The organism is Pseudomonas sp. Irchel s3b5, assembly GCF_900187435.1.
Taxonomy (GTDB): Bacteria; Pseudomonadota; Gammaproteobacteria; order Pseudomonadales; family Pseudomonadaceae; genus Aquipseudomonas.
The window spans coordinates 1-14,558 of the sequence record NZ_FYDY01000041.1 but is presented as its reverse complement, the minus strand read 5'-3'; the positions used below and the strand labels follow the sequence as shown (position 1 = coordinate 14,558).

Annotated in this window: 13 protein-coding genes and 1 pseudogene; 6 read left to right on the top strand and 8 right to left on the bottom strand. The window is 58.0% G+C overall.

From position 1 onward, the window contains the following. Positions 1-121: 121 nt before the first annotated feature. Together ahpC and ahpF are read left to right on the top strand one after the other, a co-directional pair. Complete coding sequence (gene ahpC / locus CKW15_RS25975) at positions 122-685, top strand: alkyl hydroperoxide reductase subunit C (RefSeq protein ID WP_007975937.1); 564 nt, start codon at positions 122-124, stop codon at positions 683-685. Positions 686-812: 127 nt separating this feature from the next. Continuing rightward, positions 813-2,375 carry an alkyl hydroperoxide reductase subunit F gene (gene ahpF, locus CKW15_RS25970; protein ID WP_095152923.1) on the top strand — a complete coding sequence of 521 codons (1,563 nt, stop codon included), beginning with the start codon at positions 813-815 and terminating at the stop codon, positions 2,373-2,375. 91 nt (positions 2,376-2,466) lie between these two features. Here the strand turns inward: ahpF and gloA are convergent, their stop codons facing one another. Further along, positions 2,467-2,988, bottom strand: coding sequence for a lactoylglutathione lyase (gene gloA / locus CKW15_RS25965; RefSeq protein WP_095056042.1), 522 nt, complete (start codon positions 2,986-2,988; stop codon positions 2,467-2,469). A 144-nt stretch (positions 2,989-3,132) separates the two neighbouring features. Between gloA and CKW15_RS25960 the strand changes: the two genes are divergently transcribed. Further along, entirely contained in the window at positions 3,133-3,654 is a 522-nt protein-coding gene (locus tag CKW15_RS25960) for a DUF4946 domain-containing protein (RefSeq protein WP_095152922.1), read from the top strand. A 164-nt stretch (positions 3,655-3,818) separates the two neighbouring features. Here CKW15_RS25960 and CKW15_RS25955 read toward each other — a convergent pair whose 3' ends face one another. Together CKW15_RS25955 and CKW15_RS25950 are read right to left on the bottom strand one after the other, a co-directional pair. Beyond that, a complete protein-coding gene (locus tag CKW15_RS25955; protein WP_095056044.1) occupies positions 3,819-4,184 on the bottom strand; it encodes a histone-like nucleoid-structuring protein, MvaT/MvaU family in 366 nt (121 codons plus the stop codon). Between the two features lie 232 nt (positions 4,185-4,416). Then, positions 4,417-5,949 carry an EAL domain-containing protein gene (locus CKW15_RS25950; RefSeq protein WP_095152921.1) on the bottom strand — a complete coding sequence of 511 codons (1,533 nt, stop codon included), beginning with the start codon at positions 5,947-5,949 and terminating at the stop codon, positions 4,417-4,419. A gap of 538 nt (positions 5,950-6,487) precedes the next feature. On the opposite strand from CKW15_RS25950, the gene hppD reads away from it, so the two are divergent. Next, entirely contained in the window at positions 6,488-7,564 is a 1,077-nt protein-coding gene (gene hppD / locus CKW15_RS25945; protein ID WP_095056046.1) for a 4-hydroxyphenylpyruvate dioxygenase, read from the top strand. Positions 7,565-7,609: 45 nt separating this feature from the next. Here the strand turns inward: hppD and rarD are convergent, their stop codons facing one another. The 3 genes from rarD to CKW15_RS25930 all read right to left on the bottom strand — a co-directional run bounded on the left by rarD (position 7,610) and on the right by CKW15_RS25930 (position 11,202). Then, positions 7,610-8,491 carry an EamA family transporter RarD gene (rarD, locus tag CKW15_RS25940; RefSeq protein ID WP_095152920.1) on the bottom strand — a complete coding sequence of 294 codons (882 nt, stop codon included), beginning with the start codon at positions 8,489-8,491 and terminating at the stop codon, positions 7,610-7,612. A gap of 188 nt (positions 8,492-8,679) precedes the next feature. Then, positions 8,680-9,693: an aldo/keto reductase gene (locus CKW15_RS25935; RefSeq protein ID WP_095152919.1), complete on the bottom strand. Its 1,014-nt coding sequence runs from the start codon at positions 9,691-9,693 to the stop codon at positions 8,680-8,682. Between the two features lie 198 nt (positions 9,694-9,891). After that, positions 9,892-11,202: an MFS transporter gene (locus CKW15_RS25930; RefSeq protein WP_095152918.1), complete on the bottom strand. Its 1,311-nt coding sequence runs from the start codon at positions 11,200-11,202 to the stop codon at positions 9,892-9,894. Between the two features lie 170 nt (positions 11,203-11,372). Here CKW15_RS25930 and CKW15_RS25925 point away from each other — a divergent pair, with 170 nt between their 5' ends. Both CKW15_RS25925 and CKW15_RS25920 read left to right on the top strand, forming a co-directional pair. Beyond that, the gene (locus CKW15_RS25925; protein ID WP_095056050.1) at positions 11,373-12,497 is read left to right on the top strand and encodes a sugar diacid recognition domain-containing protein; all 1,125 of its coding nucleotides are present in this window, start codon (positions 11,373-11,375) and stop codon (positions 12,495-12,497) included. A 135-nt stretch (positions 12,498-12,632) separates the two neighbouring features. Then, the gene (locus CKW15_RS25920) at positions 12,633-13,775 is read left to right on the top strand and encodes a glycerate kinase (RefSeq protein WP_095056051.1); all 1,143 of its coding nucleotides are present in this window, start codon (positions 12,633-12,635) and stop codon (positions 13,773-13,775) included. Positions 13,776-13,897: 122 nt separating this feature from the next. On the opposite strand, the gene CKW15_RS25915 is transcribed toward CKW15_RS25920, so the two are convergent. Continuing rightward, complete coding sequence (locus CKW15_RS25915) at positions 13,898-14,257, bottom strand: DUF6124 family protein (RefSeq protein ID WP_095152917.1); 360 nt, start codon at positions 14,255-14,257, stop codon at positions 13,898-13,900. Positions 14,258-14,379: 122 nt separating this feature from the next. Next, positions 14,380-14,558: pseudogene (locus CKW15_RS25910) on the bottom strand (IS256 family transposase); the annotation flags it as partial.

Genomic DNA, 14,558 nt, shown 5'->3' with positions numbered 1-14,558 from the left:
TAATAACGTTGGCTAATAGCCAAAGCCAATCAGCAGCATCAGGTTTGCCAATGAGCTATCGAGCGATTGGATAGGTAAAGTTCTTTCCATCAACTTCTTAACCCCTGACGGAGAGTCAACGATGCCTATCATCAACAGCCAAGTTAAACCTTTCAAAGCTGACGCCTTCAAAAACGGCGACTTCGTAAAAGTCTCGGACGCTGACCTGAAAGGCAAGTGGTCGGTCGTGTTCTTCTACCCAGCCGACTTCACCTTCGTTTGCCCAACCGAACTGGAAGACCTGGCTGACAACTACGACGCGTTCCAGAAGCTGGGCGTCGAGATCTACAGCGTGTCCACCGACACTCACTTTGCCCACGCTGCCTGGCACAACACTTCGCCAGCCATCGGCAAGATCCAGTACACCATGATCGGCGACCCGACCCACGCCATCTCCCGCAACTTCGACGTACTGATCGAAGAAGCTGGCCTGGCTGACCGTGGCACCTTCGTGATCAACCCTGAAGGCCAGATCAAGATCGTTGAACTGAACGATGGCGGCGTAGGCCGTGACGCTTCCGAGCTGCTGCGCAAGATCAAGGCTGCCCAGTACGTCGCTGCTCACCCGGGCCAGGTTTGCCCAGCCAAGTGGAAAGAAGGCGAGGCCACTTTGGCTCCGTCCCTGGACCTGGTCGGCAAGATCTAAGTCTGTGACGCGCTTCATCAGGGCGGACATCCGCACCTTCTAAGCAAGCTGCACCGCCCAATAAAAACGCCCGGGCGAGATTCGCTCGGGCGTTTTTTTGTCTCAAGAATTCAAGGAAATCGCCCGTATGTTGGACACCAATCTTAAAACCCAGTTGAAATCGTACCTGGAACGGGTCACCCAGCCGATCGAGATCGTTGCTTCCCTCGACGACGGTGCGAAATCCCAGGAAATGCTCGAACTGCTGAAAGACGTTGCCAGTCTTTCCACTCAAATTACGTTGCTCGATAACGGTGACGATGCACGCAAACCATCGTTTTCGATCAACCGCCCGGGAGCCGACATCAGCCTGCGTTTCGCCGGTATCCCGATGGGCCACGAATTCACTTCGCTGGTGTTGGCGCTGCTGCAAGTCGGCGGCCACCCTTCGAAAGCCAGCGCTGAAGTGATCGAACAGATTCGCTCGCTCAAAGGCGAGTTCACCTTCGAGACGTACTTCTCGCTGTCCTGCCAGAACTGCCCGGACGTGGTCCAGGCATTGAACTTGATGGCCGTGTTGAACCCGAACATCCGTCACGTCGCCATCGACGGTGCGTTGTTCCAGGCGGAAGTCGATGAGCGCCAGATCATGGCGGTCCCGAGCATCTACCTCAACGGTGTGAACTTCGGTCAGGGGCGCATGGGCCTGGAAGAAATCCTCGCCAAGATCGACACCAGCGGCATCGAACGCCAGGCCGAGAAAATCAGCGCCAAAGAAGCCTTTGATGTGCTGGTGGTCGGCGGTGGCCCGGCCGGTGCGTCGGCGGCGATCTACGCAGCGCGTAAAGGTATTCGTACCGGCGTCGCGGCTGAGCGTTTTGGTGGGCAGGTGCTGGACACCATGGCCATCGAAAACTTCATCTCCGTGCAGGAAACCGAGGGGCCGAAACTGGCTGTCGCGCTTGAAGAACACGTCAAACAGTACGACGTGGACATCATGAACCTGCAACGCGCAGACAAATTGATCACGGGCAAAGCAGGTGAATTGCACGAAGTTCACTTCGCCAGCGGCGCGAAGCTCAAGGCCAAAACCGTGATCCTCGCGACCGGTGCGCGGTGGCGTGAAATGAACGTCCCGGGCGAGCAGCAATACCGCAACAAGGGCGTGGCGTACTGCCCGCACTGCGACGGTCCGCTGTTCAAAGGCAAGCGCGTGGCGGTGATCGGCGGTGGCAACTCCGGCGTTGAAGCGGCTATCGACCTGGCCGGTATCGTGTCCCATGTCACGCTGCTTGAGTTCGACGTGCAGTTGCGCGCCGATGCCGTGTTGCAGCGCAAGTTGCACAGTTTGCCGAACGTCACCGTGATCACCAGTGCGCAGACAACCGAAGTCACCGGCGACGGTCAGAAGGTCAACGGTTTGCGCTACAAGGATCGCCAGACGGACGAACAGCGCACCGTGGAACTGGAAGGGATCTTCGTGCAGATCGGTTTGCTGCCTAATACCGATTGGCTCAAAGGCACCATCGAGTTGTCACCTCGTGGCGAGATCATTGTCGATGCGCGTGGTGAAACGTCGGTGCCGGGCGTGTTCGCTGCCGGTGACGTGACGACCGTGCCGTACAAGCAGATCGTGATCGCGGTGGGTGAGGGTGCCAAGGCTTCCCTCAGTGCTTTTGACCACTTGATCCGCACTTCCGCCCCGGCATAAACCCTGGCGCTGAAAACACAAAACCCCATGAGTGATCATGGGGTTTTTTTGTGTTGATAAAGATCGCAGGCTGCGATCTTTTGACGTTAATTTACAGCGGCGTTGGCTGAATGATTTCGACCCAATAGGCATCGGGATCCTTGATGAACGCCAGGCTCTTCATGCGGCCGTCACTCAGGCGCTTCTGGAAATCGCAGCCCAAGGCTTCAAAACGTTCGCACGCGGCGACGATGTCCGGCACCGAGATGCAGATGTGGCCGAAACCGCGAGGGTCGGTATTGCCGTTGTGGTAGGCAAAGTCCGGATCGTTTTCGGTGCCGTGGTTGTGGGTCAACTCGAGGATGCCCGGGATCGACTTCATCCACTGGGTGCGCGCAGCAGCATCGGCCGGGATCTGGTTTTTATCGACCAGCGCCAGGAAGTACAGGCTGAACTCGGCTTCCGGGAAGTCACGCTTCTCTACCAGCGTAAAGCCCAGCACGCGGGTGTAGAAATCCAGGGACTTGGTGATGTCCTTGACCCGCAGCATGGTGTGATTGAAGACAAAATTCTGGGTGGCGGTGTCTGGCTGGGCGGTGACACCCGGGAAGCTGTTCAATTCGTGCAGGCTCATGGGCCCTCCGGAAAATATGTGGGCTAACGAATGGCGACAATGATACGCAAGGGCTCTGACATCGCCAAACCCAAACAGTCGGCTATTGCCTGACAGCCGGCCTGGGCCCAGACTTTGCGGATTAAATTCTGGGTGCTCATTGCAATGTTTCGAACCGGTAAATCGCTGCTCGTCCTGTTGGCATTGTTGTCAGGCATTAACCCTGCGTTCGCCGAAGCGCCGGCCATGACCTGGCCGGACGGCTGGCAGGTTGAAGTCATTCCTCCCGAAGCCGATTCGAAGGTCAGCCGCCAACGGGCGGTGAAGAATGATCAAGACGGTACACCGGTCATGGTCATGGAACTGACGGTGAGCCAGGTCGAAAACGATCATCAGGTAAACCTGGAAGGCGTGTTGCTGGAAATGCGCAAGGCTGTGCAAAAAGATTTCTTTGCGGGCGGTTATCAAAGTGTCTGTACACGCATTCGCGCGACGACACTGAGTCAATTGGCAGCACTGGAGACAACCTGCACCATCACGCAGAATGGCAGGCATGTGCTCTCTCAAACATTGGTCGCTGCGGTGGGTGCCGATAAAGCCTATGTTCTTTCATACGCCGGGCAGGCTGAGGCTTACAAGGCGAGCGAGGGAGAAATACAGGTCGCACGCAACAGCCTGAAACTTTAGTTGGCGGCGGCGACGTCGTGACACATGAAGAAAAATTTAGATACCCGAATGGATTAAGCACAAAGTTGATAGGCAATTAGGTAAGTGAGCGTGACCTCCCTGGATTTAGATGGCGCCCACAAAAAAAGCCCTGCACTGGCAGGGCATTTTTATTGCTGCAAATGTTAGCCGCGCAGCCAGGAATCAACAGTAGCGGCGCCATATTGCTCTTTCCAGGCTTTCAGGCCGCGATGATTGCCGCCCTTGGTTTCGATCAGTTCGCCGGTGTGCGGGTTCTGATAAACCTTGACCACGCGAGCGCGGCGGGTTTTTGGCGCAGCGGCCTGCTGCAAGCCGGATTTGCTCGGGTTCGGATCGAGGATGGCGATGATGTCACGCAGGCTCTTGCCGTATGTTTTCATCAAGCCCTGGAGCTTCTCTTCGAATTCGATTTCTTTCTTGAGCCCGGCATCGTTCTTCAAGGATTCCAGCTGCTTGAGCTGTTCTTGAAGGGCTTTTTCGGCTGCACGAAATTCAGCGAGTCTGGACAATATCTTTACTCCAATAGTGTGTTTGGCTGATACCAACCGCGAACAAAGCTATAAGCCAAGAGCCTTGAAGCGACCCGGTGAGAATGGCTCACCTGCCAATTTACTGCAGGCATGAAAAATTGTAGTAGTTAATTGGCCAAGAGTAAATCCTGACTTTTTCTTCATGTAACAACAGTTGTATTTTTATTCGCGATGGCGCGTAAAAGCGTTGTTTTATCGGTTAGTCCGTTAGTTAATAGTCACTTAATGCGCTAATGAACTCTGCACCAGACATCGGTTTGCCGTACAGATAACCCTGAAGGAAATTCACTCTTTGATCGCTCAGGTAGTCACTTTGCTCCTCTGTTTCCACACCTTCGGCAACCAGCGCCAGGTCGAGCTTGCCTGCCAGCTCGATGATGCTGTCCAGTATGTGACTGGAGAGCGTGTCGATGCCGATCATGGCGACAAAGCTCTGATCGATTTTCAGGAAGTCCACATTGAACTGACGCAAATAACCAAGGCTTGAATGACCGGTGCCGAAGTCATCAATGGCCATTTTTACCCCTAACTCATGAAGTTGCTCGAACAGTTGAAGGGTGGTCGCTGTCGGGGAAATCAATTCCCGTTCGGTCAGCTCCAGGACCAGGTGGACCGAGCCGGGCGCAAACGCGTCAAGGAATTCACGGCAATCTTTGACCAGCACCAGGTCCTGGCAATGACTCGCGGTGATATTGATGCCGATATGAAAGGGCTCGCTGAAAGAGGCCGATTGCGGTGCGAGCAGGGCGGCAGTTTGTTTCATCAGCGAGCGGGTCATCGGTACGATAAGCCCGGTGTGTTCGGCAAACGGAATGAACAGGTCCGGACGCACCAGGCCTTCCTTTGGATGTTTCCAGCGCATCAGCACTTCGCAACCGGCCCAGCGTTTGCTGTCGCCATGCACAACGGGCTGGAAGTACGGAATGAACTCCGACGCGTCCAGTGCCCTTTGCATTTCATGGGTCGGCGACATTGCGCGCTTTTGCAGGAAGTGAACGATGGACCCGGAGATCACACCGAAAAAAATCAGCAAACTGAACAGGGGCGGGTATTCGCTGCTCATGTATCGCCAGGTTTCGCCTTCGGGGAAACCTGCCGAAACAGTAAAGGCATAGTTTTCGGACAGCTCAGTGCTCTGGGCGACCGGCAATTCTGGCCGTTCACCTTTGTGGACCTTGCCGTCCGCCGACAGCCAATCCGGGCCGACTTGCAGCAACAGCGTGGTCTTGCGGCCGATCAGGCGCAGGATGTTGCTCAAGTGATAACCGTCCAGGGTCGTCAGCACGCCTTTCTTGCCTTCGCTGAGGCGATACACCAGCAACGCCGTATTGGGCGTCACCGGATTGCCGTTCATGAGCCATAACCCTCCGCGCGTGTAGTCGCCAGGGTTGACTACTTCGTGGTACTCGCCGAACAGCGAGCTGCAATACAGATCATCGCCCCAGACCAGATTGGTCGAGCGCACAAAAGGGCGGCGGGTGACTTGTTCGCGCAGGGCGAGCGTGACGTCTTTGCAGTTCTGGCCGGCCAGCGGCAGCAAGATCTGGGCTGCATGGGCCGTGTTATCGAGCATCAGGTCGAACTGGCGAATCGCTTCGTGGGCGGTCTGTTCGGTGCCTTGTTTAAGCGTGCGCTCCGCCTGCCAATAGAGGATGACGGCCCCCAGCAGGATTGGAAGCAAACCACTGACCAGGGTGATAGCAACCCTGAGGTTGCGTTGGTGAGCTTTGGCTTTCAGTGGCATTCACAAAACCTGTTGCAATGATGTTGGGCTCTCAAAAGCTGGCAGGGCAGTAGGCCTCCCATAAAGAGTTCGGGTATGGCCATGATAGTTGGCCGTTGGCGGTTGTGCCGCTCGTTGATGCTCATCGGCTGCGGGTTGTCTGCCGGGCGTCGAACAAGCGTGACAGTCGAATGATACGTGATCGCGCCGCACCCTCGTTGCGCGAACGTATGACGATCCATGAGCAAAACCTGTCAAAACCCTCCAGTGCAACAAACCCCTTGCGCGCTCACGGGAAAAGGGGATTTTATACAGAAGGCGGACAAACTGATTTACGCTGTGTAGAATCCGGTTACGCATACAATAATAATCGTCTTCTGGCAGCAGAAGCCTCGCCCGCAAGAGCCTTGGGTCGACAATGAAGATATTCGGGTTTCAACTGATCTACGGTGACTTCCTCGCCCGCAGCGTGCGGGGCATCTCCTGCGCGCCACCCACCGGTCTCAGCATTGCTAGCAACTAACCTTTGTTAATTGATAAGAATGATGAGGCGCCGACCATGGCAGATTTATACGAAAACCCAATGGGCCTGATGGGCTTTGAATTCATCGAGCTCGCTTCGCCGACCCCCAATACCCTGGAGCCGATCTTCGAGATCATGGGCTTCACCAAGGTCGCGACCCACCGCTCCAAAAACGTACACCTGTATCGCCAGGGCGCGATCAACCTGATCCTCAACAATGAACCCAACAGCGTGGCCTCGTACTTCGCCGCAGAGCACGGTCCGTCGGTGTGCGGCATGGCGTTCCGCGTCAAGGATTCGCAAAAGGCCTACAACCGTGCGCTTGAGCTCGGTGCCCAGCCGATTCACATCGAAACCGGCCCGATGGAACTGAACCTGCCGGCAATCAAAGGCATTGGCGGCGCGCCGCTGTACCTGATCGACCGTTTCGGTGAAGGCAGCTCGATCTATGACATCGACTTCGTGTTCATTGAAGGCGTTGACCGTCACCCGGTCGGTGCAGGCCTGAAGATCATCGACCACCTGACGCACAACGTGTATCGCGGTCGCATGGCCTACTGGGCCAACTTCTACGAGAAGCTGTTCAACTTCCGTGAAATCCGTTATTTCGATATCAAGGGCGAGTACACCGGCCTGACCTCCAAGGCCATGACCGCGCCGGACGGCATGATCCGCATCCCGTTGAACGAAGAATCGTCCAAGGGCGCCGGTCAGATCGAAGAGTTCCTGATGCAGTTCAACGGCGAGGGCATTCAGCACGTTGCGTTCCTGTCCGATGACCTGATCAAGACCTGGGATCACCTGAAAAGTATCGGCATGCGCTTCATGACCGCGCCACCGGAAACCTACTACGAAATGCTCGAAGGCCGTTTGCCGAACCACGGTGAGCCGGTGGGCGAACTGCAAGCGCGGGGCATTTTGCTGGACGGTTCGTCCGAGTCGGGCGACAAGCGCCTGCTGTTGCAGATCTTCTCGGAAACCCTGATGGGGCCGGTGTTCTTCGAGTTCATCCAGCGCAAGGGTGATGACGGTTTCGGCGAAGGTAACTTCAAGGCGCTGTTCGAATCGATCGAGCGGGACCAGGTGCGTCGTGGTGTGTTGACCACTGACTAAGCGGGTGTGAATGTAAAAAAACCGGTCCTTTGTGACCGGTTTTTTTTAGGTTCTGCGCTGTCGGACCAAATGCTTGAACCCTTCAAACACCAACACCAGCACCGCCATCCAGATCGGGATGTACGTCAGCCACTCGCCGGGCTTGATGCTTTCCCCCAGCAACAACGCCACGCCCAGCAACAGCACCGGTTCGACATAGCTCAACAGCCCGAACAGGCTGAAGGGCAGCAAGCGGCTGGCGATGATATACACCACCAGTGCCGACGCACTGATCACGCCCAGTACCGGAATCAACAGCGACAGCCACGGATGCTGCTCGAACACGCCGAAACCTTGCTCGCCACTCTGCACGAACCAGAATGCCACGGGCAGCGTCAACGCCATGTCCAGCCACAAGCCGCCGAGATTGTCCGCCGCCAAGCGCTTGCGCAGAACGAAATAGGTCGGGTAGCCGATGCACACCAGCAGCGTCGCCCAGGAAAAACCGCCGACCTGATACAACTCATTGACCACCCCGAGGCACGCGAACACCACGGCGACTTTTTGCAGGTACGAGAGACGTTCGCCATACGCGATGCGCCCGGTCAGGACCATGGTCAGTGGCAACAGAAAGTAACCGAGGGATACATCCAGGCTGTAACCGTTGAGCGGTGCCCACATGAACAGCCAGAGTTGTACGCCGAGCAGGGCGGAAGAGGCGATCAGGCCGCCGATCAATTTTGGCTTGGCGACCGCGCGCCGGACCAACTCGACCACGCGTTTCCATTCGCCGGACACCACCATGAACACGGTCATGCACGGCACCGTCAGCAACATGCGCCAGCCGAAAATTTCCACACCGCTCAATGGAGTGAGCAGCGAGGTGTAGTAATACATGACGGCAAACAGCACCGAGGCTGAAACCGATAGAGCGATACCTTTAGACAAGCTGTCCTCGCGAGGTTGAAGGTGAAACGGGGGTGCGGAGGATACGTGGTTTTAGCCGTGATTACTGATCAACAATCACCTCCGTAGGCGGATTCTGTAGGAGCCGGCTTGCTGGCGATCCAGACGACGCGGTATGTCAGGCACGCCGCCTTCGCTGGCAAGCCAGCTCCTACAGAGGATGAGTTTCGTCAGGCAATGCGTGGTTTGCGCCCCGACACAAAGTGGCTCACATCATTGAACCCCGGTGTCGAGGCATGCCCCGGCGTTACCAGCGAGTCAATGAACGCCTCGTCTTCGGCGGTGATTTCTACCGCTTGTGCCTTAGTGTAGGCGTCCCATTGCGCTTCGGTGCGAGGCCCGACGATGGCCGAAGTGACCGCGCTGTTGTTCAGCACCCAGGCGATGGCGAATTCAACGATGCCCACGCCGCGCTGTTGGGTGTACTGCTGGATTTGCTGGGCGATGCGCAACGATTCGACGCGCCATTCGGTTTCCAGAATTCGTTTGTCCGCACGCCCGGCGCGGCTGGTGGCGTCCGGTTTCACGTCCGGCGCGTACTTACCACTGAGCACACCGCGTGCGAGCGGACTGTAAGGCACCACGCCAAGACCGTAGTTTTGCGCAGCGGTGATCTGCTCGGACTCGGCCTGGCGGTTGACGATGTTGTACAGCGGTTGGCTGATCACCGGCCGGTCGACGCCGAGCTGGTCGGCCACGCGAATGACTTCTGCGATGCGCCAGCCACGATAGTTGGACAGGCCCCAGTAACGGATTTTGCCCTGGCGAATCAAATCGCCGATGGCCGACACCGTGACCTCCAGCGGTGTGTTGTGGTCTTCGCGGTGCAGGTAATAGATGTCGAGGTAGTCGGTGCCCAGGCGCGTCAGGCTGGCGTCGATGCCGTTGAAAATGTGCTTGCGGTTCAAGCCGCTGCGGTTCGGCACGCCGTCCACCGGACCGAAACCGACCTTGGTGGCGAGTACCCATTCATGGCGGTGGCTGGCGATGGCCTCGCCGACGATTTCTTCGGAGCGACCGTTGGTGTAGACGTCCGCCGTGTCGATGAAATTGATGCCCTGGTCCCAGGCCTTGGCGATGATTCGCAGGGAATCTTCAGTGCTGGTCTGTTCGCCGAACATCATGGTGCCCAGGGTCAGGGTGGACACCTGCAGACCTGAATGACCCAGCGTGCGATAGCTCATGAGCAAATCCTTTTACCAGTGGGAAAGGCTCAATCAGATACCAGAACCATTGCCGGGAGCAAACGCAAATCTCAAACACACTCCAATCAACTGTAGGAGTGAGCCTGCTCGCGATGACGGAGTATCAGCCAACATCCATGTTGACTGTGAAACCGCTATCGCGAGCAGGCTCGCTCCTACAGGGGAAATGGGTGGTGATCAGGCGCGCAAGGTTCGGGTCATGCGCAACGCCAGCAAGCTACCGCAGACAATCACGCCTGCCAGCAGATACAGCGCGGCATCGGTCGACCCAGTGCTGTCCTTGACCCAGCCCACCAGGTACGGGCTGAGGAAACCGGCCATCTGGCCCATGGAATTGATCAACGCCAGGCCACCGGCAGCCGCACCGGCACTGAGCAGGGCGGTTGGTACCGGCCAGAACATCGGCAGGCCGGTGAGGGCGCCCATGGTGGCGATGGTCAGGCCGAGGATGGCGATGGCCGGGTTGGCGGCGAAGTTCACGGCGATCAACAGCCCCAACGCGCCCATCAGCATCGGCACCACCAGATGCCAGCGACGTTCTTTGCGCAGGTCCGCCGAGCGGCCGACCATCAACATGAAAACAGCAGCCAACAGGTACGGAATCGCACTGAGCCAACCGATCACCAGGTTATCGCTGAAGCCCAGGTTCTTGATGATCGACGGCAGCCAGAAGTTGATCGCGTAGACGCCACTCTGGATACAGAAGTAGATCAGGCCGAACGCCCAGATCGCCGGGTTCTTGAACACCGCCAGCAGCGAATCGGTGGTGGTTTTAGGTTTGTTGGCCAAGTCCTCGGCATGGTCGGCTTCCAGCACCGAGCGCTCGAACGGGGTCAGCCATTTGGCGTTGGCATAACTGTCGCTGAGCAGGAAATAGGCGAGAGCGCCGAGCACAACGGTCGGAACACCTTGCAGCAAAAACATCCACTGCCAACCGGCCAGGCCACCTTGCCCGGCCGCGAAGTGATTGAGAATCCAGCCAGAAAACGGACTGCCCAACAAACCGGACACCGGGATCGCCGACATGAACAACGCCATGATGCGGCCACGGCGGAACGTCGGGAACCACTGCGAGAGGTACAACACCACGCCCGGGAAGAACCCGGCTTCGGCCGCGCCCGTGAACAGGCGCAAGGTGTAGAACTCGGTCGGCGTGGTGACGAACAACAGGCACGTCGACAGCGTGCCCCAGGTGATCATCATCAGCGCGATCCAGCGTCGTGGGCCGAACTTGGTCAGGGCCAGGTTGCTCGGCACGCCGCACAACACATAGCCGATAAAGAAGATGCCGGCGCCGAGGCCGTACACCGTTTCGCTGAATTTCAGCGCATCGAGCATCTGCAACTTGGCAAATCCAACGTTCACCCGGTCGAGGTAGTTGAACAGGTAACAGATGAAAATGAAGGGGATCAAACGCAGCGTAATGCGTTTGTAGACGGCGTTTTTATCGTCAGCGATGGCCTGGGACGCTACGGCGCTCTGTGACATGGCGGCTCTCTCTTTATTATGATTTTTTGCGATGCAAAGGGTAACGTTGATCGCCCTGAGAGTCTCGGCCACCGTAATGGTTGCTGTCTTTGTGCCTGCGCACAGGGTTTGCGAATCAGCCCTGTGCGGGTGAACAAGCCGTTCCATCCATGTCTTCAAGGATCACGCCCATGTTTGAACTCGATCACGACCTGGCCCAGGACATCGTCGACCGGGCGATGGCCATCCTGCCGTACAACGTCAACGTCATGGACAACCAAGGGCTGATCCTCGGCAGCGGCGAACCGGAGCGGGTCAACACTCGCCACGAAGGGGCGCAACTGGTGTTGGCCAACGGCCGCGTGGTCGAGATCGACGCGCAAACCGCGATTCATCTCAAGGGCGTGCAGCCGGGCATCAACTTGCCGCTGATGCTCGATCAACGCTTGATCGGCGTGCTTGGCATCACTGGTGAACCCGAGCAACTGCGCACCTACGCCGCGCTGGTACGCATGACCGCCGAAATGCTGGTGGGCCAGCGCAACCAGCAGGCCGAGCAACAATGGCGGCGCCAGCGTTGCGATGATCTGCTGGCATTGTTGCTCAGTGACGCCGGCAGTTCGCCGCGCTTGATCGACGAGGCACAGCAACTGGGTTTGAAACCGCACATGACCCGCGTGCCGTACTTGTTTGAATTGGGTTTGGAACACGGGCCGGGGCAAACCGTCGAGGCGCTCAGCGCCTGGTTGACGACCCGCTATCCCGACAGTTGGTGCGTGAGTTCAGCCAAGTCTTCGCTGCTCTGGTGCCGACCGGCCAGCCAATCCATCGAGAATGACCGCTTGCTGGATAAGCTCGATGGCCTGGGCTGGAACATCCTGCGCCTCGCCGTGGGCGGGCAGGCCGATGGACTGACAGGTTTACGCCGTTGCTATCGTCGGGTCGGTGACTTGTTGGCTTACGGGCGTGATGTGTTGCCAGGCTCTCGACTGCTGACCCTCAACCGCTATCGCCTGCCCGTGATGCTCTGGCGTCACCGTGACGACGATGCTCTTGACGAGTTACTCAACCCGCTGCGCAAAGTCATCGCAAAGGACAGCAATGGCCAATTGTTGGCTACGCTACGCAGTTGGTGTGACCACGACGGTCAAAGTCAGGCCTGCGCCGATGCGTTGGGGATTCATCGCAACAGCCTGCGTTATCGGATGGAACGGATTGCTGAACTCAGCGGCGTCGACCCATTGCGCCTCGACGGCATGTTGGCGTTGTACCTGGGCGTGCAGCTACTGCCCCAGACCGATACACATATCCCGTAGGCGCTGCCGCAGTGAGCGTGTGTGCCTTTGGTTTTGTAGAAATGAACAATAATCCTCAAAACCGCTTGTGCACCGGACCGGCGTTATTGTTCAGGGTGGCTGGCAGCATATGGAGATTGGAACAGGAGAATTCCCATGAAAATAGTGATCGCCCCCGATTCGTTCAAAGACAGCCTCAGCGCGCAAGGTGCGGCCGATGCCATTGCCAAGGGGTTGACCGAGGTCTGGCCGGATGCACAGTTGATCAAATGCGCGATGGCCGATGGCGGGGAAGGGACTGTCGCGGCGATTCTTGCAGTCTGCGGTGGCGAACTGCGCCACATCGTGGTGAGAGGACCACTGGGCACACCCATGAACGCCAAGTGGGGCTGGTTACCTGACAGCCGCACCGCCATCATCGAAATGGCCGAAGCCAGCGGCCTGCAATTGGTGCCGCCGGGTGAGCGCGACGCGTGTATCAGCAGCACTTACGGCACGGGCGAGTTGATTCGCGAGGCGCTGAAGGCCCGTGCAAAACGGGTGATTCTGGCGATTGGTGGCAGCGCGACCAATGACGCTGGTGCCGGCGCGATGCAGGCGTTAGGGGTGCAACTGTCCGATGGCCAGGGTATGCCGCTGGCACCGGGCGGGCTCGCGTTGGCGCGATTGACGCACATCGACCTCAGTGACCTCGACCCGCGCCTGGCCGGTGTGCGGTTCGACATCGCGGCAGACGTAGACAACCCGCTGTGCGGCCCCCACGGTGCCTCGGCGATTTTCGGCCCGCAGAAAGGCGCTTCGCCGGAGCAGGTTGAACAGCTGGATCAAGCGCTGGACCATTTCGCTGGGCTCTGTGCAAAAGCCTTGAAAAAAGATGTACGCGACGAGCCGGGCAGCGGGGCGGCGGGCGGTTTGGGATTCGCCGCCAAGGCGTTTTTGGGGGCGCAATTCAAGTCCGGGGTGGACGTGGTCGCGGAAATGGTGGGTCTGGCAGAAGCGGTCGCGGGCGCCGATCTGGTGATCACCGGCGAGGGCCGTTTCGACGCGCAAACCTTGCGCGGCAAGACACCCATGGGTGTGGCGCGCATTGCCAAGGCACACGGCGTGCCGGTGATCGTCATCGCCGGAACATTGGGCGAGGATTATCAAGAGTTGTACGAGCATGGCATCGATGCCGCGTTTTCCCTGTCGAGTGGGCCGATGACCTTGCAGGAAGCCTGTGACCAGGCGCCGCGCTTGCTGCGTGAACGGGCGAGAGATATTGCTCGCGTGTGGCGGCTGGCATCACGACCGGTTTGATTGACCTGTGGCGAGGGAGCTTGCTCGCGCTGGGTTGTGTAACAGCCCCAAAACGACGGCTGCTGCGCAACCGAACGGGAGCAAGCTCCCTCGCCACAAAAGCCCTGCTTCTGTGAGCCGCTCTATTCGGGTGGGTCGATCTGGTCCAGCAAGCGGTTGGCGGTGATCTCCGCCAGCATCACGCTGTTGGAAATGCCCAGCAGGGCATTGCGCGATCCACCGTCCAGCAAGTCCACCAAGTGATGCACCATCACATCCACCGACGCCAGTGTCTCGACCAGGTATACCGCGAGGGTTTCGCTCGTGGCTTGCGGGTCGACTATGAACAGCGTGCTGGGTGTGCGCGGCGTGGCTTTGATGTCGGCGGTGGAGGGGAATTGGAAATCGAGGGCGCGTTCGGCGGCTTCGTTGAGTTTGGTGGAGTCGGGTTCGTAGGGGGAGGTCGGATCGGTGTCCGGCGGGTTGGGTGTGACCTTGAACATAAACTAGATCCTTTTTTTGGGGTGCCACTCCTCTTGCTGCTAAACGAGAGGGGTGGCAGCTGGGACTGTCAGATATTTTGTGTGCAGGCCGGTAACGGCCTGCCGTTAGGCAGGCCATTCTTTTACCAGGCAGGCCTGATAAATCGATCTCCGTACAGAATCGCGAATTGATTTATCGCACTTTTCCAGTCATGGGCCGCTGAGCCCCAGTTTGCTGTGATGTTGCGCAGCCCAAGCCAGATCAGTTTTGTCGCCGCATCGTCGGTTGGGAAGTGACCTCGGGTCTTGATGATCTTGCGCA